This window comes from Pseudoalteromonas sp. SG45-2, assembly GCF_014164115.1.
Classification (GTDB): Bacteria; Pseudomonadota; Gammaproteobacteria; order Enterobacterales; family Alteromonadaceae; genus Pseudoalteromonas; species Pseudoalteromonas distincta.
Genome location: NZ_JACJEO010000008.1, coordinates 129,448 through 148,775, shown reverse-complemented (window position 1 = coordinate 148,775; position 19,328 = coordinate 129,448). Strand labels below are relative to the sequence as shown.

At 40.1% G+C, this 19,328-nt stretch carries 19 protein-coding genes; 10 read left to right on the top strand and 9 right to left on the bottom strand.

Going from position 1 to position 19,328, the window contains the following annotated elements; translation table 11 throughout:
- The first annotated feature begins 1 nt into the window (after nt 1).
- The gene (locus H5116_RS07905) at nt 2–949 is read left to right on the top strand and encodes an alpha/beta fold hydrolase (protein WP_182715883.1); all 948 of its coding nucleotides are present in this window, start codon (nt 2–4) and stop codon (nt 947–949) included.
- On the opposite strand, the gene H5116_RS07900 is transcribed toward H5116_RS07905, so the two are convergent.
- A complete protein-coding gene (locus H5116_RS07900; protein WP_182715903.1) occupies nt 912–1,775 on the bottom strand; it encodes a cation diffusion facilitator family transporter in 864 nt (287 codons plus the stop codon). The two genes, H5116_RS07905 and H5116_RS07900, sit on opposite strands and share 38 nt — an antisense overlap.
- Before the next feature lie 160 nt (nt 1,776–1,935).
- Between H5116_RS07900 and trmL the strand changes: the two genes are divergently transcribed.
- Nucleotides 1,936–2,400, top strand: coding sequence for a tRNA (uridine(34)/cytosine(34)/5-carboxymethylaminomethyluridine(34)-2'-O)-methyltransferase TrmL (gene trmL / locus H5116_RS07895; RefSeq protein WP_002957780.1), 465 nt, complete (start codon nt 1,936–1,938; stop codon nt 2,398–2,400).
- Nucleotides 2,401–2,469: 69 nt separating this feature from the next.
- On the opposite strand, the gene gpsA is transcribed toward trmL, so the two are convergent.
- Genes gpsA through H5116_RS07875 form a run of 4 tightly spaced genes read right to left on the bottom strand, consistent with a single transcriptional unit; the run spans nt 2,470 to nt 4,721 of the window.
- Nucleotides 2,470–3,477 (bottom strand): NAD(P)H-dependent glycerol-3-phosphate dehydrogenase, encoded by a 1,008-nt coding sequence (gene gpsA / locus H5116_RS07890; protein WP_182715882.1) that lies wholly within the window; start codon nt 3,475–3,477, stop codon nt 2,470–2,472.
- A gap of 3 nt (nt 3,478–3,480) precedes the next feature.
- Nucleotides 3,481–3,966: a protein-export chaperone SecB gene (secB, locus tag H5116_RS07885; RefSeq protein WP_002957782.1), complete on the bottom strand. Its 486-nt coding sequence runs from the start codon at nt 3,964–3,966 to the stop codon at nt 3,481–3,483.
- Nucleotides 3,967–4,000: 34 nt separating this feature from the next.
- Entirely contained in the window at nt 4,001–4,258 is a 258-nt protein-coding gene (gene grxC, locus H5116_RS07880) for a glutaredoxin 3 (RefSeq protein WP_002957783.1), read from the bottom strand.
- Between the two features lie 31 nt (nt 4,259–4,289).
- Nucleotides 4,290–4,721, bottom strand: coding sequence for a rhodanese-like domain-containing protein (locus H5116_RS07875; protein WP_024604567.1), 432 nt, complete (start codon nt 4,719–4,721; stop codon nt 4,290–4,292).
- A 605-nt stretch (nt 4,722–5,326) separates the two neighbouring features.
- Between H5116_RS07875 and gpmM the strand changes: the two genes are divergently transcribed.
- Genes gpmM through H5116_RS07855 form a run of 4 tightly spaced genes read left to right on the top strand, consistent with a single transcriptional unit; the run spans nt 5,327 to nt 10,126 of the window.
- Nucleotides 5,327–6,871 (top strand): 2,3-bisphosphoglycerate-independent phosphoglycerate mutase, encoded by a 1,545-nt coding sequence (gpmM, locus tag H5116_RS07870; protein WP_002957786.1) that lies wholly within the window; start codon nt 5,327–5,329, stop codon nt 6,869–6,871.
- A gap of 3 nt (nt 6,872–6,874) precedes the next feature.
- Nucleotides 6,875–8,014: a murein hydrolase activator EnvC gene (locus H5116_RS07865; protein WP_024603730.1), complete on the top strand. Its 1,140-nt coding sequence runs from the start codon at nt 6,875–6,877 to the stop codon at nt 8,012–8,014.
- A gap of 34 nt (nt 8,015–8,048) precedes the next feature.
- Nucleotides 8,049–9,314 carry a S41 family peptidase gene (locus H5116_RS07860; RefSeq protein WP_024597558.1) on the top strand — a complete coding sequence of 422 codons (1,266 nt, stop codon included), beginning with the start codon at nt 8,049–8,051 and terminating at the stop codon, nt 9,312–9,314.
- A gap of 50 nt (nt 9,315–9,364) precedes the next feature.
- Entirely contained in the window at nt 9,365–10,126 is a 762-nt protein-coding gene (locus tag H5116_RS07855; protein ID WP_024597557.1) for a divergent polysaccharide deacetylase family protein, read from the top strand.
- A 344-nt stretch (nt 10,127–10,470) separates the two neighbouring features.
- Here H5116_RS07855 and rpoH read toward each other — a convergent pair whose 3' ends face one another.
- The 4 genes from rpoH to ftsY all read right to left on the bottom strand — a co-directional run bounded on the left by rpoH (nt 10,471) and on the right by ftsY (nt 15,376).
- Nucleotides 10,471–11,334, bottom strand: a complete 864-nt coding sequence (rpoH, locus tag H5116_RS07850) for an RNA polymerase sigma factor RpoH (RefSeq protein ID WP_002957791.1) — start codon at nt 11,332–11,334, stop codon at nt 10,471–10,473.
- A 314-nt stretch (nt 11,335–11,648) separates the two neighbouring features.
- Nucleotides 11,649–12,635, bottom strand: coding sequence for a permease-like cell division protein FtsX (gene ftsX, locus H5116_RS07845; RefSeq protein WP_002957792.1), 987 nt, complete (start codon nt 12,633–12,635; stop codon nt 11,649–11,651).
- The gene (gene ftsE, locus H5116_RS07840; RefSeq protein ID WP_002957793.1) at nt 12,632–13,309 is read right to left on the bottom strand and encodes a cell division ATP-binding protein FtsE; all 678 of its coding nucleotides are present in this window, start codon (nt 13,307–13,309) and stop codon (nt 12,632–12,634) included. The genes ftsX and ftsE overlap by 4 nt, the downstream gene beginning before the upstream one ends.
- An 87-nt stretch (nt 13,310–13,396) precedes the next feature.
- Nucleotides 13,397–15,376, bottom strand: coding sequence for a signal recognition particle-docking protein FtsY (ftsY, locus tag H5116_RS07835; RefSeq protein WP_182715881.1), 1,980 nt, complete (start codon nt 15,374–15,376; stop codon nt 13,397–13,399).
- A gap of 207 nt (nt 15,377–15,583) precedes the next feature.
- Between ftsY and rsmD the strand changes: the two genes are divergently transcribed.
- The 4 genes from rsmD (at nt 15,584) to dnaG (ending at nt 19,012) form a co-directional block, all read left to right on the top strand.
- Nucleotides 15,584–16,189, top strand: a complete 606-nt coding sequence (gene rsmD, locus H5116_RS07830; protein ID WP_182715880.1) for a 16S rRNA (guanine(966)-N(2))-methyltransferase RsmD — start codon at nt 15,584–15,586, stop codon at nt 16,187–16,189.
- 145 nt (nt 16,190–16,334) lie between these two features.
- Nucleotides 16,335–16,550 (top strand): 30S ribosomal protein S21, encoded by a 216-nt coding sequence (rpsU, locus tag H5116_RS07825; RefSeq protein ID WP_002957797.1) that lies wholly within the window; start codon nt 16,335–16,337, stop codon nt 16,548–16,550.
- Nucleotides 16,551–16,569: 19 nt separating this feature from the next.
- Nucleotides 16,570–17,016, top strand: a complete 447-nt coding sequence (locus tag H5116_RS07820; RefSeq protein WP_007376027.1) for a GatB/YqeY domain-containing protein — start codon at nt 16,570–16,572, stop codon at nt 17,014–17,016.
- A gap of 244 nt (nt 17,017–17,260) precedes the next feature.
- Complete coding sequence (gene dnaG / locus H5116_RS07815) at nt 17,261–19,012, top strand: DNA primase (protein ID WP_165744708.1); 1,752 nt, start codon at nt 17,261–17,263, stop codon at nt 19,010–19,012.
- The last annotated feature ends 316 nt before the right edge of the window (nt 19,013–19,328 follow it).

Sequence of the window (19,328 nt, the reverse complement as noted above, 5' to 3'; positions counted from 1 at the left end):
CATGTTTTATAGTTCAGAAGCCCAGCTTGAGAGCAATCAAGAGGCCATTAATGTTTTTTATACTGAAAATTTAATTAAAAGCTACTTAGATACGCCATCAGGAAAGCTATTTTACGCATACGCAATCCCTAAAAACGCGACAACCGCAATAGTAGTAAGTACAGGGCGTATTGAAGGCCTAGAAAAATATAAAGAACTGCTATGGGAGCTGTATAGTAATAATTTTGCTGTGTTTATTATGGATCATCAAGGTCAGGGCCGCTCTTACAGGCACCTTAAAAATAAACATAAAGGCTTTGTAAAACATTATAATAACTACAGCAGTGACCTAAATAACTTTGATCAGCAAATAGTTTCAAAGCATTGGCAAGGTAAAAAAGTCATGCTAGCTCATTCAATGGGTGGCGCCATTGCTATTGATTATTTAGCAAAATTTGAAAATAGCTATAAAGGCGTGTTTTTGTCTGCTCCTATGTTTGATATTTTTACAAAAGACGTACCAAAAATACCAACGAAGTTTATTGTTAAATTAGCCACTTTACTTGGTTTACACTCTTGCTATGCATTTGGACAAGGCAACTACAACCCGATCCCATTTACCGAAAACGTACTTACTAGCAGTGAGAAGCGTTACACCTACTTTAGGCAAACCTATAAATTAGAACCTAACATACAATTAGGTGGCGTTACGTTTGGCTGGCTAGCAGCTACAATATCGTTTTTAAAGTCTGTTGATAACCTAAACGTACCAATCCCTTTGTTTATAGCAAGTGCAGCTAGCGATACAGTGGTAAACAACGAAGCACAGTACAGTATTGCAAAAAGGCATGCTCATGCAACGATTGAGAGTTTTGAAGGCGCTAAACACGAGCTACTTTTTGAACGTGACGAAATTCGAAAGCCGCTATTAACTAACTTTTATCAATTTTGTAATTCGGTGACGGCTTAACAAGTACTGACAAAGGGTCGAGGTGGATCAGTATATCTACCTCAGACTCAAAACGTTCTTTGAGCATTGCCTCTACTTCATCAGCCACATTGTGCGCGCGAATCAAACTCAAATGATCATCAAGCTCTAAGTGCATTTGAATAAACTTAACTTTTCCGCCTTGGCGAGTACGAATATCATGCACGCCATGCACATCAGCATGGGCTCTGGCTATGTCAAATATGCTTTGTTTTTCATCATCAGGTAGCTCTTTATCCATTAAATGATCGGCACTATCGCGAGCTATATCCCAGCTGTTATAAAGTAAGTAACCCGCTACACCTATTGCAAAAATAGGATCTGCATACAACACGCCATAATAAGCTAACAAAATAGCTAACAGCACAGCAGCGTTTAATATTAAATCGCCTTTGTAATGTACTGAGTCGGCTTTTATAGCAATTGAATCGGTATACTTAACCACTTTGTTTTGTACAAATACAATGACGAGCGTACACGCAATAGCAAAAATACTTACCCACACACCTAATAAAGAATGGCTTAACTGTATAGGGTTAAATAATCGCTCAATACCATGAAAAGCAAGTAGGCAACCTGATCCAGCAATAAATGCGGCTTGGCCAAGTCCTGCAAGTGCTTCAGCTTTTCCGTGTCCAAATCTATGGTCATCATCTGCTGGGCGCAGTGCGTAACCCAACACTAAAAAGCTCATAGCGGTGGCAGTAATATCCATTAACGAATCAGTTAACGAGCCAAGCATTGAAGCCGAGCCAGAAGCCAGCCAAGCCCATGTTTTTGCGCCGATCATTAAGCTAACCATGACCATGGTAACAATGCTGGAAGTTTTAACCCAAAATTCGTAGCTACGGTTATGCACGCGTGTATCCATTAATCACTGTATTGAATGTGTTGAGTATATCATTTTTTTAAAAGGTTTCGTGTATACTGCCCTTCGTCAAACTACAGATTATTTTATAAGGCTCATTATGCTGGATATTGTTTTATACCAACCTGAAATACCGCCTAACACAGGTAATATTATTCGCCTATGTGCCAATACTGGCTATGCATTACATTTAATTGAGCCATTAGGTTTTGAATGGGACGATAAACGCGTGAAACGTGCGGGCCTTGATTACCATGAATTTAGCCATGTTCAACGCCATGCCTCTTTTGAGGACTACCTTGAAAAATGCAAACCTAAAAAAGTGTATGCCTGTACAACTAAAGGCAGTCAGTTTCATCATGAAGCAAGTTACGAAGCTGGCGACTGCTTGGTATTTGGTCCTGAAACACGCGGCCTGCCTGATGAAATGATTCAAGCATTACCAAACGATCAGCGTGTACGTATTCCTATGCAAGCAAATAGTCGTAGTATGAACCTTTCAAATGCAGTCGCCGTGTTTGTTTACGAGTCGTGGCGTCAGTTGGGCTTCCCTAACGCCCAGTAAATATAATCCGTTAGGCAATAAAAAACCGACATAATGTCGGTTTTTTTAGTTAAGGCCTAGCTCAAGCGCTTATTCAGCGCGTTGTTCTCGTCCTAAAAGAGCCATAGCGGCTTCTTTCATGTCTTTATTTTCATAAAGTACTTTATAAATTTGCTCAGTGATTGGCATTTCTACGCCAGCACGCTGCGCTAGTAAATACACTTCTTTAGTGTTTCTAAAGCCTTCAACTACTTGGCCAATAGACTCAATAGCAGCATCAACGCTCTCGCCTTTACCTAACGCCAAACCAAATCGACGATTACGTGATTGGTTATCTGTACAGGTTAGTATTAAATCACCAAGGCCTGCCATTCCCATAAAGGTTTCTGGCTTAGCACCCAAAGCACAGCCTAAACGAGTGAGCTCTGCAAGGCCTCGGGTAATGAGCGCGGTACGCGCATTAGCACCAAAACCTACACCGTCCGAAATACCGGCGCCAATTGCAATTACATTTTTAACCGCACCACCGAGCTGTATACCAATAAAGTCATCATTGTTATACACACGGAATGAGCGACCACAATGAAGTAAATCAGCCAGTTGCTGCGCAAATTCAGGTGACGTAGAAGACACTGAAATAGCTGTAGGTGACCCCATAGCCATTTCTTTTGCAAACGTAGGCCCCGAAAGTACCGCAAGTGGTATGTCATCACCCAATTCTTGCAAAGCAACTTCTTGTAACAAACGTCCAGTATTAGGCTCAAGCCCTTTAGTTGCCCACGCTACTTTAGCACCCTCTTGCAATGCAGGTTTTATTTGCGCAAGCGTGTCGCCAAAAGCATGGCTTGGCACAACAACAAGTACAATAGCACTGCTAGCAACGGCATGTTGTAAGTTAGCTTTAAGAGTAAGAGTATCTGGGAAAGGAGCATCAGGTAAGTAACGTTGATTTTTCCGCTCAGCTGCAAGCGTGGCAACGTCGTCGCTATTTCTTCCCCAAAGTGTCACCTGGTGACCATTTCGGGCTAAACAAATAGCAAGGGCGGTGCCGTAAGACCCCGCCCCTAATACAGTAACAGCTGTAGTTGCTGTACTCATAAGTTATGCGTCTGCTGAAGCCTGGTCAGCTTGCGCAGTACGTTGTTGCATGTATTGTGCAAATAACGCATCAAAATTAACTGGCGCAAGGTTAAGCTGTGGGAAAGTACCACGGTTAACAAGATTTGAAACAGCTTCACGTGCATATGGAAATAACACGTTAGGACAAAATGCACCTAGCATGTGCGCAAGTTGCACTTCTTCAACTTCAGCAATAGTAAAAATACCTGCTTGTTGAATTTCACATAAGAACGCAGTTTCTTCACCAATAGATGCAGTTACAGTTAGCGCTAAAACAACTTCAAATACACCTTCGTCCAACTTGTTTGAGCGTGTATCTAGGTCTAGCTTAACTTCTGGTGTCCATTCTTTTTGAAAGATGGCCGGAGAGTTTGGCGTTTCAAACGATACATCTTTAGTGTAAATGCGTTGAATAGTAAATTGTGCGCCAGCTTCAGCAGCTGCTACGTTTTGATTTTCTTCGTTCATTGTTATTCCTAACTTGTTCGTTATTATAATTAAATTAAGCGTTTAGCTTAGCGTCAAGTTTACCTTGCGCTTCAATAGCCATCATGTCGTCGCAGCCACCGATATGTTCATCATTAATAAAAATTTGCGGTACTGTGCTTGCACCACCTGCTTTGGCAATCATTTCATCGCGTAGCTCAGGCTGCACACCAATATCATAATTTGTGTATTCAACGCCTTTGCTGTTTAAAAGCGAAAGAGCACGCTGACAAAATGGACAATACGCCTTGGTGTATAAAACAACATTACTCATAATAAATCCTCTATCGGCCTAGCTAAACTGATTAGCGACCTGTTGTAGTTGGTAAGCTGGCAGATTGCCACGCACCCATGCCACCTGCTAATAAGTAAACTCGTTCAAAACCAGCTTTACTCATAGCGGCTGCAGTACCTTGGGCAGTCATACCTGTAGTACATACAACTATAATGGGTTTAGTCTTGTACTTTTCAAGGCTTGAAAAGTCAGATTTTTTTGCATTCTCTGGGCTTAAGTGCTCAGCACCAGAAATACGCCCTGCATTAAACTCTTTTTGCGCACGTATATCGATTACTTGACCGTCATCACGGTTAATAAGTAACGTAAGCTGCTGGGGATTTATTTGACGAACAGCTGAAAGCTTACTTTTTATCCAGCCACTAACAATAAGGAAAACAATACCAACCCAAGCAAGGCTTAAAATGGGATGATTTGTAATAAATTCAATATATTGTTCCATTCTACTTCCACTATGAAATTATGTTTTAAACCTAGGGCGTGTTGGCCTTTGTGGATTGAAATTTGTTCAATCTAGGGGCGATTAAATCGCGGCGCGAGATTTGTAACCTAGTGGGCTAAGTAAAAACCGAGCAACAAAGAGGTAATAGTCCCTAGAAAGAACCCAGCGGGCAGCGTATGTTTGGTATTTATGCTACGTTATCGCCTATTTATGGGGAGTAACCACACTTCATAGGCTCTGCCTTGCCTAAAAACCAAACATACTGCTGCAAATTCAAGCACCAAAGTGCAACACGCCCTAATATTTTAAGGATTTTGTACTTTAGCCACGCAAGTATACCCAAACCAACCTAAAATGCGAGTTTAGGAGCACTTAGAGGCGTTTAAAAAACGATAAAGCCCCCCCATATATAGTTAACAAGAACTCTGGATAATAAATCTATCTCAAGCAGAGTTCAGGTTAGTCAATGAGGTATAAGTGAAAAAATTTAATATCTTGTTTTCAATGCTGATCCTAGCTTAAAAACACGGTATGCTAAAACCACGCTAATAAACCTTTTTAGGTGCACAGTATCCATCAACAGATACTAATTTTCAGGAGCTATTATGACAGAGCATAAAAAACCACTGGTATTAATGATTTTAGACGGTTGGGGACACCGCGAAGATACGCAAAGTAATGCTATTCTTGCAGCTAACACACCTGTATTAGACAACTTATGGGCCACCCGCCCACACACATTAATATCGGCTTCGGGTTTAGATGTTGGTCTTCCTGATGGTCAAATGGGTAACTCAGAAGTTGGCCATGTAAACTTAGGTGCAGGGCGCATTGTGTATCAAGATTTTACCCGTATCACCAAAGCAATTAACGATGGCGAGTTTGATTCAACCCCAGCCTTAGTTGAAAACATAGACAAAGCAGTAAGTGCTGGTAAAGCGGTTCACATAATGGGTCTTTTAAGCCCAGGTGGTGTGCATAGCCATGAAGATCATATAGTTGCAAGTATTGAGCTGGCGGCAAAACGTGGTGCTAAAGAAGTCTATTTCCATGCATTTTTAGACGGCCGTGACACACCTCCACGTAGCGCAAAAGCATCAATTGAACGAATTGAAGCGTTATTTAGTAAACTTAAGTGCGGACGTTTAGCATCACTTATTGGCCGTTACTACGCAATGGACAGAGACAACCGTTGGAACCGTGTAGAAAAAGCTTACAACGTAATGACGCTCGCCGAAGGCGACTTTAATTTTGATAATGGTGTTGAAGCACTTAATGCAGCGTACGAGCGCGACGAAAACGACGAGTTTGTAGCAGCTACGACTATTACGCCAACAGGTGCCACTCCGGCTTCAATAAACGATGGTGACACCGTTATTTTTGCTAACTTTAGAGCAGATAGAGCCCGCGAAATTACTCGCGCTTTTGTTGAGCCTGAATTTGATGGTTTTACTAAAAAAAGAACGCCAGAGCTTAGCGCATTTGTAATGATGACAGAGTATGCAGCCGATATAGACGCACCTGTTGCATTTGGACCTACACCACTAATAAACGTACTTGGTGAATGGTTTGAAAAAAATAATAAAACACAGCTTCGTATTTCAGAAACCGAAAAATACGCACACGTTACGTTTTTCTTTAGTGGCGGACGTGAAAGCGAATTTAAAGGTGAAACACGCGAGCTAATTCCTTCGCCGCAAGTAGCAACCTACGACCTACAACCTGAAATGAACTCAGAAATGCTAACCGACAAACTGGTAGAAGCAATTAAAAGCGGTAAATACGATGCTATTATTTGTAACTACCCTAATGGCGATATGGTTGGTCACTCAGGTGTATTTGAAGCCGCTGTTAAAGCTTGTGAAGCTGTAGATAGCTGTATCGGACGTGTTGTTGATGCGCTAGAAGAGTTTGGTGGTGAAGCACTAATTACAGCCGATCATGGTAATGCTGAGCAAATGGCTGATCTCAAAACAGGCCAAGCACATACTGCCCACACTAGCGAACCTGTGCATTTTATTTATGTTGGTCGCGATGCAGAGCCAATGCAAGGTAAAGCCTTGAGTGATGTAGCCCCAACAATGCTTCACTTAATGGGTATGGAGCAACCAAAAGAAATGACTGGTACGCCTATCATGATGTTGAAATAATACATGAACAAACGTATTAACCGGTTAATTAAGTGCGGTTTGATACTAACTTCATTAGTGGCTGCATCTGCAGTTGCTAATGAAGATCGTACTAAAAAAGACTTATCAGAGGTTCAAAATGCACTTGAGCAAAGCCAAGCTGAATATAACGCCCAAAGAAAAAAAATAGCGTCGCTACAAAAAAATCTAAAAAGCCATGAACTCGATATAGCTAAAAATGCTAAAGCACTTAACATGGCAGAGCAATCCGTAAAAGAGACTAAAACACAGCAAAAAGAGTTACAAAGTAAAGCCGATGAGCTCGATAAAAAGCACACTCAGTTTCAGAAAATTTTAGCCGCGCAACTCAAAAGTGCCTATATGGCCGGTGGCGACGACTACTCTAAAATGCTGTTGAATCAAGAAGACACAGCCAAGTTTGAGCGCACACTTAGCTATTACAATTACTTAAATAAAGCCCGTATTGAACAAATCGAAGATCTAAAAGATCTTCAACAGCAAATAGTACAAAACCAAGAAGAGCTTGTTAAAACACAAGAAAAACTAGAGCTTTTATTTGATGAACAAAAAAGACGTCAAACTGCATTACTTAATGCACAAAGTGAACGCCAAGCTAATCTTAAAAACTTACAAGCTCAGCTCAACAGCACTAAAAGCTCAATAAATTATTTAAAAGAAAACCAACAAACTTTAGTAACAACGATTAAAGAGCTCGAAAAAGAAAAAACACAAAAAATAGAATTACTTGGCCTAAATAAGAGTAAGGGAAAATTAGACTGGCCGAGCAAAGGCAAGTTAGAGCACACATTCGGCCAACGTAAACATGGTGGTATTGATTGGAAAGGCGTATTAATTGGTGCAAAAGAAGGCACTAATATTAATAGCGTGCACAACGGGCAAGTTGTATTTGCCGATTGGCTAAAAGGTTATGGATGGGTAATTGTTGTAGACCATGGTGAAGGTTTTATGAGCCTATATGGCCACGCTCAAACGCTACTAAGAGATGTAGGGGATATGGTACGTGAAGGCGAAACCCTCGCTTTAGTAGGCCAAAGCGGCGGACAGGCAAGTTCTGGTCTATACTTTGAAATACGCCACAAAGGACGCGCAGTAAATCCTGTAAAATGGTGCAAACGTATTTAATTAGATAAATCGCTGCACCGCCCTGGAGCAGCTGATGACAACTAAAAAACACACAATAAATACCGTTAATAAAAAAAGTGCAGACTTTTATATAAGTCTGTACTTGCTTGTATTACTAACCCTAATTACCTTTACTAGTAATGCACTAGCAAGCTCAATTAAAGATCTTAAAAGACAACAAATAGACGAAATACTCTTCAACATTCATACCTATTACGTTGAAGATCTCACCTTACAAAATAGCCACCATATTAAATATAACAACCAACAGTTTGAGCGTTTATATTCAAAACTCGACTCCTATTCTAAGTACTTAAATGAGTATGAATTAGCCTCATTATTTGATAACACAAATGGTCGTTACACAGGTATTGGTATAGAAGTTAAGAACATAGACGAGAATATGACTATTGTTAACGTGGTTAATAATTCGCCCGCAAAAGCGGCAGGTATTTTACCAGGCGATATTATTGTAAGTGTAAACAACAACGCAGCCCAAAACCGTACTATCGACGAAGTAGCAACACTAATAAGAGACAGTGAATTTTCGAATATAGATATAATTGTAAATCGCGATAACAATAAAAACCCACTCACTTTTCATGTCACACGTCGCCAAATAAACCTCGAAAGTGTAACAAGCGAACTTTTAGATTTTGGAACTGGTTACATAGCTATCAATAACTTCTCTAACCACACATTACATGAAGTTGCACTACAAGTTGCCGCCCTGCAAAGCCATTTTGGCTACCCACTTAAAGGCTTAGTAATTGATTTACGTGATAACCCAGGGGGGACATTACAAAGCGCAGTGGCTGTTTCAGACCTATTTTTACAAAGTGGCACTATAGTAACGACTAAAGGACGTTTTTACGATGCTAACCAAGCATTTTATGCAAAGCGTGGAGACATTCTAAAAAATGCGCCCATAGTTGTGCTTATAAACGAAAATTCTGCCTCTGCAGCCGAAATACTTGCAGCAGCACTTAAAGATAATAACCGAGCAACCATTGTTGGCAGCCAATCTTTTGGGAAAGGCTCTGTACAATCACTCATTCCACTCGGTGATGGCAATACCGCATTAAAGCTCACCACAGCGAAATACTTCACACCGTTAGGTAAATCGATTGATGGAATAGGAATAACCCCAGATGTGGCGGTTAATCAAACAAACCTTTCACAAAGTAATAAAGCCGTTATAATAAAAAATGAACACACTAACAATAATGCGCAATTACTTACTGGTAATCTAACCGATTTACAGTTGGTTAAAGCCAAACAATTACTCAGCATGCAATAGCTTGTATAAGCTGTATAAATAAAGCTAAAAAGATAATAAAAACTATAAACGTGAAAATAATAAAATGGCTAACATTAGCTATTTGTTTTAGCTCTGCAACAATTAGCGCCAAGCAAATAGCAATAGTGATAGACGATATAGGCTATCATCAACGGGACTTAGAGTTCCTTTCCTTACCTGGGCAATTGTCGTATTCAATTTTGCCCCATACCCCTTATTCGCAAATTTTTGCAACACTTGCCAGTCAATCAAATAAAGAGTTATTACTTCATGTACCTATGCAAGCACTTAACGGTAAAGAACTAGGGCCTGGTGCGCTTACTTTAAATATGAATAAAGAGCAGCTTCAGCAAACTCTTGGAACAGCTCTCGCTAGTTTACCGCAAGTTAAAGGCGTTAATAACCACATGGGCTCAGCGCTTACGCAAAAAAGCCAAGCTATGAAGTGGACAATGGAAGTACTTAAAAAGCGTCATTTATATTTTTTAGATAGTCGCACAACCGATTTGAGTCAGGCACAAAATGCCGCTAACTTTTTGGGTGTTGCTAATATTAGTCGCCAAGTGTTTTTAGACAACATAACTACACCAGAACAACTGCAACTAAGGCTTGAAGAGTTAAAACAACTAGCCATTTCCCATAGCTTTGCCATTGCAATTGCTCACCCCTACCCTGAAACCATCGAGTTTTTACGCCATGCCTTACCAGAGCTAACTAAGCAAGGTTTTGAACTCGTACCTGTTTCGCAATTAGTTGAACGTAAGTACATTCAGTTAGCGCATGCTGAGGGAAAGGGAGTGAGTGCTAGGTAATATAAGCTTTAAATAATGCTATATCCGAATAATAAACTAATACCAATTCGCTTAATTAAGTGGTCTATTTTGAGGGCGGAAAAACGTGTTGATAGCTAGGCAAAAAATTCACTATTCAGTTGTTCTAAATGAGACTTTTTTAACGCAGGTAGCGACACGTTTAGCCCCGCAAAATGATTAAGTATTATTGCGGATTGGTATAACCATTCGATAATGCAGAGTATCGGTATTACTTGATTAGATATTTTATCGTTGGGTTTAGCTTCGCTCAAACCAACCTACTCAAAAGCAAAAAGCCCCGCATTTTCATGCAGGGCTTTTTAAATTTTGCTGCTTGAGCAATATTAGCTCATAGCGCTTTGTAACTTTTTCATCGCTGTTTTTTCAAGCTGACGAACACGCTCAGCAGATACACTGTACTTTTGTGCAAGCTCCTGAAGCGTCGCTTTATCATCAGACAACCAACGTGCGCTAACAATATCTTGTGAACGTTCATCTAGTGTTTTAAGTGCGCTAAATAAACGGGTATGCGCTTGCTCTTTCCACTGCTCTTGTTCAACGTCGTCAGCTAAGTCAGCTGCGCCATCTGTTAAATACTGTACTGGAGAGTATGTACTTGTTGGTGCATCGTCGTTATCGTCACCAGTTAGGTCAAAGCCCATGTCTTGGCCGCTCATGCGCGATTCCATTTCACGTACTTCTTTTTCACTCACACCTAGCTCGCTAGCAACAGTGCTAACCTCAGCTTGGTTGAACCAGCCTAAACGCTTTTTGTTTTTACGAAGATTAAAAAACAATTTACGTTGCGCTTTAGTGGTTGCAACTTTAACTATGCGCCAGTTTTTAAGAACAAACTCGTGAATTTCGGCTTTAATCCAATGCACTGCAAACGACACTAAACGTACACCCACTGTAGGGTCAAAACGTTTAACCGCTTTCATCAGGCCTATATTACCTTCTTGAATAAGGTCAGCTTGTGGTAAGCCGTATCCCGAGTAGCTTTTAGCAATATGTGCTACAAAGCGTAAATGCGACATAATGAGTTGCTTGGCAGCACTAAGATCGCCTTCTTCCTGAAGTCTTTTAGCAAGTTCTTGCTCTTGTTCAACTTTAAGCATAGGAATAGTGCTTACCGCTTGAAGGTAACCGTCCATGCTTGCGCTTTGTTGTCCGACTGTAAGTGCCATTGCGTATAAATCTTTACTCATTTTTCACCTCGGTGATAAACATTTGAAACTATCTTAGCACTCTTTCTCTAAGAGTGCTAACCCCAATTTAAAACTTTTTAAAAGTATAAATCAAGCAGTTTTTAGTATGTGTTTAGTCTACTACAAGCGACTGAATAAGTGATGAATTGAGGGATTGCAGCAGGTTAACCTAACCGCATCACCTTATTTACAACTCATTACTTTATGCGAGGATAGTACACAAATATGACAGTTTTAATAACGGGAGGTACAACCCAGTCCGATACGTTACGCATTTCAAGCTGGGTTGGTTCACTTATAGTTTGCAGGGTTTATTATACTTTATCGGGTTCTATTTCTTTAATATATCGATTTACAGAAAGGTACGAGCCTACAAATCCTAAGCTTGTTGCAAGTAACACTAAAAAGCCGAGTTCATTAAGCGATAATCCTATTAACGAAAAGCTTGTTTGATACACCCCCGCCACACTGCTCACAGCGCTTGAAAGCCACCACATCATCAGACCTACGCATATAAAGGCAAACAAACCACCTATTACACCATACCAAATACCGGTCCACAAAAATGGGGCATGTATAAAGGTGTTCGTTGCGCCTACTAGCTTCATTACTTGTATTTCTTCTTTTTTATCCATGATCGACAAACGAATGGTGTTACCAATAATAAGTGTCACTGAGGTAAGTAGTAATAATGCGATAGTTATTACACTTTCTTTGAGTAAATCTAGTAATGCATTTAAACGCTCTAACCAGGCTATATCGAGCTTACCAAAATCAACTTCACGTTCACTTTCTAATTTAGTTAGCAGTACTTTAGCGGCATTTGGGTGTCTGTGACGTTTTGTTGGAGTAACGAGTACCACATCCGGTAATGGATTTTTATCTAAATACTCCAAAGCTTGCCCAAAGCCAGATACATCTTTAAATTCAGTTAATGCCTGTTGTTTTGAAATAAACTCAACACTTTCCACTTCTGGGTAAAGTGCTAAACGCTTTACTAATGTTTGCGTTTCTTGCTCGTTCATACTTTCTTTTACGAACAACGATATTTCACTCGCCTCTTCAAAGCCACTACTCACTTGCTGTACGTTTTTAACGACTAAGTAAAGTGTTGCAGGTAACGTTAGGCTCAAACCAAGTACAGCGATAGTCATCATAGACGCAAGCGGCGTGCGCCACATTTCACCTAAGCTATGCACACCTTGGCGAAAAATATTAATAATAAAAAAGTAACCGCCAGCTAATACTGATTTTTTTTGCTTGTCGTTACTATTTTGGCGACCTTTAAAAAGTAAACTCATAGTGCCCCCTCAGCAAGCGGGTCTTGAAGCATACGGCCATCTTTTAAGGTTAAGCTACGATACTTCATACGTGCAACCAAACCCAAATCATGCGTTGCGATAAGAACAGTGGTACCGTGTTTATTAAAGTCTTCAAACAACTTTAGTATTTCCATTGAAAGCTCTGGGTCAAGATTACCTGTTGGTTCATCAGCTAGTAAAATTGGTGGGGAGTTTACAATAGCTCTGGCAATACCAACTCGTTGCTGTTCGCCTCCAGAGAGCATTGAAGGATGACATTTCACTTTGTCAATTAGGCCTACCTTGTCAAGCGCGCCATGGACCCGTTTAGCTATTTGCTTATGGTGAGTCCCCTCAATAATGAGAGGTAATGCCACGTTATCAAAAATAGTGTAGCGCTCTAATAACCTATGGTTTTGAAAAATAATACCTATATCACGACGAGCATAAGGAATTTGACGCGAGTTTACTTTGTTTAAATCAACACCGTTGATAAATACACTACCTGCTGAAGGACGTTCCATTAAGCTAATTAACTTAAGCAACGTACTTTTACCCGCACCACTGTGGCCAGTTAAAAAGGCAAGTTCACCCGGTTTAATATGAAAATTAACTTTTTCGAGGGCGCGGTGCCCTCCAGGATAGGTCTTACTTACTTGCTGAAAATTTATCATCTTTTTATTATGCCAACTCCATTAACACATTAATGAAATTAGTATTCCTCGCAATTAAAAAGGGAGCTAGCTCCCTTTTTTGGTAAATTAAACGTCGTCCTCATCTTGGCTAAATAACGCATCAATAAAATCATCGCTTTTAAAAGCGCGTAAATCATCAATACCTTCACCAACACCAATGTAACGAATTGGAATATTAAACTTATCTGCAACCGCAAAAATAACACCACCCTTTGCAGTTCCATCAAGTTTTGAAAGCGTAATACCAGTTAAACCAACACATTGATTAAACAGGTTTACTTGGCTAATTGCATTTTGCCCTGTGCCTGCATCGATAGTTAGCATCACTTCGTGCGGCGCATCAGGATCAATCTTTTTCATTACACGAGCTATTTTTTCAAGCTCTTGCATTAAGTTATCTTTATTTTGCAGGCGCCCTGCTGTATCAGCAATTAACACATCTATATTACGGGCTTTTGCAGCTTGGAATGCATCAAAGACAACCGACGCACTATCTGCACCTGTATGTTGGGCAATAACAGGAATGCTGTTACGTTCGCCCCAAACCTGAAGTTGCTCAACTGCAGCCGCTCTAAACGTATCACCAGCAGCCAGCATAACCGACTTACCTTCGTTTTGAAATTGCTTAGCCATTTTACCAATAGTCGTTGTTTTACCAACACCATTTACACCTACCATTAAAATAACAAACGGCTTTTTATCTTCGCTTATGACTAAAGGCTGTTCTGCCGTTTTAAGCATCGCAGCCATTTCTTGTTTCATTAACTCATAAAGCGCATCACCATCTTTTAACTGTTTACGGTTCGCTGCATCAGTTAAACGATCAATCAACTTCATGGTGGTATCAACGCCTAAATCGGCGGTGAGTAATTGAGTTTCAAGATCTTCAAATAATTCGTCGTCTATTTTTTTTCCACTAAAAATAGACGCAAAACCAGAACCTATATTAACGCGAGTCTTTAACAAGCCTTTTTTAAGACGAGAGAAAAACCCTTCTTTTTTTGGCTTTTCGGCTTTTTTAGCTTCTTCAATTGCAAGTTCTGCTGTGATACGTTCTTGTTCTAAACGCTCATTTTCTGCTTCTTCTGCAGTAATACGCTCTTGCTCTAAGCGTTCGTTTTCTGCTAGTTCAGCAGCAATACGCTCTTGCTCTAAACGTTCATTCTCTGCTTTTTCAGCAGCAATTCGTTCTTGTTCTAAACGTTCATTCTCTGCTTTTTCAGCCGCAATGCGTTCTTGCTCTAAGCGTTCATTCTCTGCTTTTTCAGCCGCAATGCGTTCTTGCTCTAAACGTTCATTCTCTGCTTTTTCAGCTGCAATACGTACTTGCTCTAAGCGCTCATTTTCTGCTTTTTCAGCCGCAATGCGTTCTTGCTCTAAAAGCATCTGCGCTTCTTGTTCTGCTAAGCGCTTCGCTTGCTCTTGCCTTTGAGCTTCAGCATCCGCTTGTTCTTTTGCTAATAACTCAGTATTCGCTTGCTCTATTGCAAGCTTTTCGGCTTTGATCGCCTCATCTTGTTTTTCAAGGCGTATTTGCTCTAGTCGCTCAGCCTCTACTTTTTCTGCCGCTAATCGTTCTTGCTCTAAGCGCATCTCTTTTTCTTGATCGGCTAAACGTTGCGCATGTTCTTGTCTTTGCGCATCGGCATCTGCTTGCTGTTTTGCAAGTAATTCAGCATTGGCCTGCTCAATGGCAATCTTTTCTGCGTTTTCAGCACGCTGGCGTTCTTGTTCTAAACACTCTGTTTCAGCCTCTGCTTTTAACCGTTCAGCTTCAGCTTGCTCTTGCGCTAGTTTTTCTTGCTCTAAACGTGTTGCTTCAATTTTTTCAGCAGCGATACGCTCTTGCTCTAAGCGCTCTGTTTCAGCCTCAGCTTTTAAACGATCAGCTTCAGCTTCTTGCTGCGCTAGTTTTTCTTGCTCTAGCTTCTGGGCCTCTTCTTGCGCTAATACTTGTTGTTTATCAGCTGCTGCTTTTTGCTCTGCTTCTTTTTTATCTGACTTGCCAAAACCGAGCCACGACATGAATTTACTTTTTTTTGTCATACTTGCTAATAACCACTTATAAAAATCTGATAAACTAAAATTTGAAATAGCTTGGCAATGCCCAGCAATAGTTGCTAATAAATACAACCATTCAAAACGTAAGTGTTTAATAGTAACACTTTTAATGCGGTTGAAAAATGAAGCTACACGTAATCGCCCATAATATTATCTGAGCTAGATACCATATACCATTTTTTAGTGAGCTAAATGAGAAAAAAAACAACGCAAAATAAAGCTGCTAACAAGCCCAGTGATGGCTTTATTAGAGTGATTAGTGGTCAATTTCGAGGCCGTAAACTCCCGGTTAAAAACGTAGAAGGCTTGAGACCTACTACCGATCGAATTAAAGAAACTGTATTTAATTGGCTAATGCAAGATACGCGTGACGCAAATGTACTTGATTGTTTTGCCGGTTCTGGTGGATTGGGATTTGAAGCGCTATCACGATATGCTAAAAGCGCTACATTTATCGAACTCGACTCATTAGCTGCTAAGCAATTAGAACAAAATATTAGCACTTTAAAGCTCGACAACGCATACGTTAAACATACTAATTCGCTCTCCTTTTTAGAGCAAAAAAACACAAACAAAGCCTTTAATCTTGTATTTGTTGACCCACCATTTCGTAAAGATTTAGCGCAAACAACCTGCAATTTATTAGAAAAAAACCAATGGTTAAGCAACGACGCATTAATTTATGTTGAAGTAGAGGCAGAGCTAGCCGCCTTAGAAATACCAACCAACTGGTTGTTAATTAAAGAAAAAAAGGCGGGGCAAGTACTTTGCCAACTGTACCAGCGCCAAGCAAATTAATACTGTTTAACGTAATGCGTTTCTGTTAATATTGTCCTTTACATGTGGTGTTGCTTCGGATTACAATACCGCACCATTTTTGAACCACTTGATCAATGTTTGATCAACTTGAGCAACGCTCATAATTTAGGTAGGTGAATTTTTAATGCCAGTAATTAAAGTAAGAGAGAACGAACCGTTTGACGTAGCACTTCGTCGCTTCAAGCGTTCATGTGAAAAAGCAGGAATCCTTTCAGAAGTTCGTCGTCGCGAGCACTATGAAAAACCAACAGCTGAGCGTAAGCGTAAAAAAGCTGCTGCAGTTAAACGTCACATGAAAAAACTTTCTCGTGATAACGCTCGTCGCGTTAAATTATACTAATATATTAGGTCTTGTATAAATGAGCCTTTTAATAACGCTAAAAGATGCGCAAAAAGATGCGATGAGAGCTAAAGACAAGCAACGTCTTAACCCTATTCGTATGGTACTTGCTGCAATCAAGCAACGTGAAATTGACGAGCAAATAACGCTAGACGACGCAGGTATTACCTCCGTTATAGTGAAGCTTGTTAAACAACGTCGTGACTCTTACACTCAGTACAAAGATGCTGGGCGTGATGATTTAGCTGATATTGAAGCCAATGAAATAGTAGCGCTTGAAACTTTTTTACCTCAACAATTGAGTGAAGAAGAAATAATTGCTCTCATTGACGCGGCTATTGCTGATACTAATGCAGCAGGTATGCAAGACATGGGTAAAGTAATGGGTATAATCAAAAGCAAAGCTGAAGGTCGAGCCGATATGGGTAAGATTTCTGGTTTAATTAAGCAACGATTAACTGCCTAATACTCCCACATACATTAAAGTATGATTGAAGTAAACCGAGCCTAGCGCTCGGTTTCTTTGTTTTTAACTTTAATAAAAAGTACACCGATTAGGTTACTTTAAAATGAAATTTTTTATAGCTTCCCTATTTATTTCGCTGTCATTTTGGTAAGTTAAAGCACACTATATTTTGCATCAAGCAAGTATAAAAAAGTAAATTTCATATTCGTTCTTCTTCTTATTATTTCAGGACTGTATTTTACTAATGGCCGGAAAGATCCCACGTAACTTTATAGACGATTTACTTGCCAGAACCGATATTGTCGACCTGATAGACTCAAAAGTAGGTCTAAAAAAAGCAGGTAAGGATTATCAAGCTTGCTGCCCATTTCATAACGAAAAATCTCCCTCATTTACTGTATCGCAAGACAAACAGTTTTATCACTGCTTTGGGTGTGGCGCTAATGGTAATGCAATTTCGTTTGTAATGGAGTACGAAAAGCTAGAGTTTGTAGATGCTATTGAAGAAATAGCCAGCATGCTTAACTTAGAAGTACCTCGAGAACAAGGCGCAAATTCAGCACCAGAGCGTACGGCTGCGCAAAAGCGCTCCGATTACGACTTAATGCTTCATACTGCTCGCTTTTATCAGCACCAATTAAAACACCATAGTAATTCTGCTGCTGTTATTGAGTATGTTAAAGGCCGTGGTTTGAGCGGTGAAACTGTTAAAAAATTTATGATTGGCTACGCTCCCAGTGAATGGGATGGGCTATGCCTACAGCTTGGTCGTAATAAAGAACAAAAAGAGCAATTGGTTGAGCTAAAGCTAGCTTCAGAAAAAACACCAGGCAGACAATTTGATTTTTTTCGCGATCGCCTAATGTTCCCTATTCGCGATAAACGCGGACGCGTTATTGCATTTGGTGGGCGTGTAATGCAAGCCGACCAAGGGCCAAAATATCTAAACTCGCCAGAAACCCGAATTTTCCATAAAGGCTTTGAGCTTTATGGGCTTTACGAAGCAAAGCAAGCCCATAAAAAACTTGATCATGTAATGATTGTTGAAGGTTATATGGATGTTGTTGCCTTAGCTGAACAAGGGATTGAATATGCAGTTGCATCACTGGGGACAGCAACAACAAGCGAGCACATGCACACTTTATTTAGAACTACTGATAAAGTAATCTGTTGTTACGATGGCGACAGGGCTGGCCGTGACGCTGCTTGGCGGGCACTTGAAAATGCACTCCCTTATTTAAACGATGGTAAAGCACTACAATTTGCATTTTTACCAGATGGCGAAGACCCTGACTCGCTTGTACAAAAAGAAGGTAAGGAGCAATTCGAATTGCGCCTAAGCCAAGCAGATGACTTTACCAAAGTATTGTTTAATAAATTAAGCCAAGAGGTTGATTTAACACTCGATTCAGGAAAAGCTAAACTTCTTAGTGCAGCACTTCCACTAATTGAAAAAATTCCAAGTGAGTTTTATCAAGAAAACATTCTTGAACAATTAGGACGCTTAATTGGCAGAACGCGTGAGCAGTTGAATAGCCGTTTAAAAACGCCTAAACAACAACACTCTATTGAACGTAAATTTAAAATAACACCTATGCGCCAAGCTATCGGTATATTGATCCAGCACCCTAATTTAGCTAAAAGTGTGCCGTATTTACCTGAGCTTGCACAAATGAACATTGCTGGCATAGGGCTGTTATTACGATTACAAGAACAAGCTTTAGAAAAAGAAAATGTGACCACTGCGCAACTGCTCGAGTTTTTTCGAGGAACTGAAGATTACGAGCCATTAATCAAGCTTGCAACGTGGCAACATGAGATAAATGAAGAACGTTTAGAGACGGTTTTTAAAAATACTTTCAAGTTTATTGAAGATCAGTGTTTAAATTATCGACTCGAGACCCTATTAATAAAGGACAAGACACAAGGCCTTAGTAGCGATGAAAGGCTTGAATGTCATTTGTTAATGACAGCGTTAAAAGCGACTAACAGTTAGGGTCTGTTTATCTTTCGAGGTTAAGTTTACAGCAGTGTGTTTGGTATTTAGACAAGACAGAGCTTATGTAGTGTGGTTATTCCACATAAATAGGCGATAACGCAGCATAAATACCAAACACGCGCTGCCCTTTGGGTTCGACCCAAGGGAGGTTTACTCTTTGTTGCTCGGTTTTTACTTAGCCCACTAGGTTACAAACCTCGCGCCGCGATTAAACCACCCTTGGATAGAACAAACTTTAATCCTGAAAGACCAACAGACCCTAGTCAAAATTGATTTAAACTGTTATACTGTGCTATTCACTGCGTCACATTAT

Excerpts from the sequence above, each read along its gene's own strand:
- H5116_RS07860 (WP_024597558.1), top strand. The coding sequence starts at position 8,049 with ATGACAACTAAAAAACACACAATAAATACCGTTAATAAAAAAAGTGCA.
- ftsX (WP_002957792.1), bottom strand. The coding sequence starts at position 12,635 with ATGAGTTTACTTTTTAAAGGTCGCCAAAATAGTAACGACAAGCAAAAA.
- dnaG (WP_165744708.1), top strand. The coding sequence starts at position 17,261 with ATGGCCGGAAAGATCCCACGTAACTTTATAGACGATTTACTTGCCAGA.
- rsmD (WP_182715880.1), top strand. The coding sequence starts at position 15,584 with ATGAGAAAAAAAACAACGCAAAATAAAGCTGCTAACAAGCCCAGTGAT.
- ftsY (WP_182715881.1), bottom strand. The coding sequence starts at position 15,376 with ATGACAAAAAAAAGTAAATTCATGTCGTGGCTCGGTTTTGGCAAGTCA.
- H5116_RS07820 (WP_007376027.1), top strand. The coding sequence starts at position 16,570 with ATGAGCCTTTTAATAACGCTAAAAGATGCGCAAAAAGATGCGATGAGA.
- gpmM (WP_002957786.1), top strand. The coding sequence starts at position 5,327 with ATGACAGAGCATAAAAAACCACTGGTATTAATGATTTTAGACGGTTGG.
- rpsU (WP_002957797.1), top strand. The coding sequence starts at position 16,335 with ATGCCAGTAATTAAAGTAAGAGAGAACGAACCGTTTGACGTAGCACTT.
- gpsA (WP_182715882.1), bottom strand. The coding sequence starts at position 3,477 with ATGAGTACAGCAACTACAGCTGTTACTGTATTAGGGGCGGGGTCTTAC.
- secB (WP_002957782.1), bottom strand. The coding sequence starts at position 3,966 with ATGAACGAAGAAAATCAAAACGTAGCAGCTGCTGAAGCTGGCGCACAA.
- H5116_RS07865 (WP_024603730.1), top strand. The coding sequence starts at position 6,875 with ATGAACAAACGTATTAACCGGTTAATTAAGTGCGGTTTGATACTAACT.
- ftsE (WP_002957793.1), bottom strand. The coding sequence starts at position 13,309 with ATGATAAATTTTCAGCAAGTAAGTAAGACCTATCCTGGAGGGCACCGC.
- H5116_RS07900 (WP_182715903.1), bottom strand. The coding sequence starts at position 1,775 with ATGGTCATGGTTAGCTTAATGATCGGCGCAAAAACATGGGCTTGGCTG.
- grxC (WP_002957783.1), bottom strand. The coding sequence starts at position 4,258 with ATGAGTAATGTTGTTTTATACACCAAGGCGTATTGTCCATTTTGTCAG.
- trmL (WP_002957780.1), top strand. The coding sequence starts at position 1,936 with ATGCTGGATATTGTTTTATACCAACCTGAAATACCGCCTAACACAGGT.
- rpoH (WP_002957791.1), bottom strand. The coding sequence starts at position 11,334 with ATGAGTAAAGATTTATACGCAATGGCACTTACAGTCGGACAACAAAGC.
- H5116_RS07875 (WP_024604567.1), bottom strand. The coding sequence starts at position 4,721 with ATGGAACAATATATTGAATTTATTACAAATCATCCCATTTTAAGCCTT.
- H5116_RS07905 (WP_182715883.1), top strand. The coding sequence starts at position 2 with ATGTTTTATAGTTCAGAAGCCCAGCTTGAGAGCAATCAAGAGGCCATT.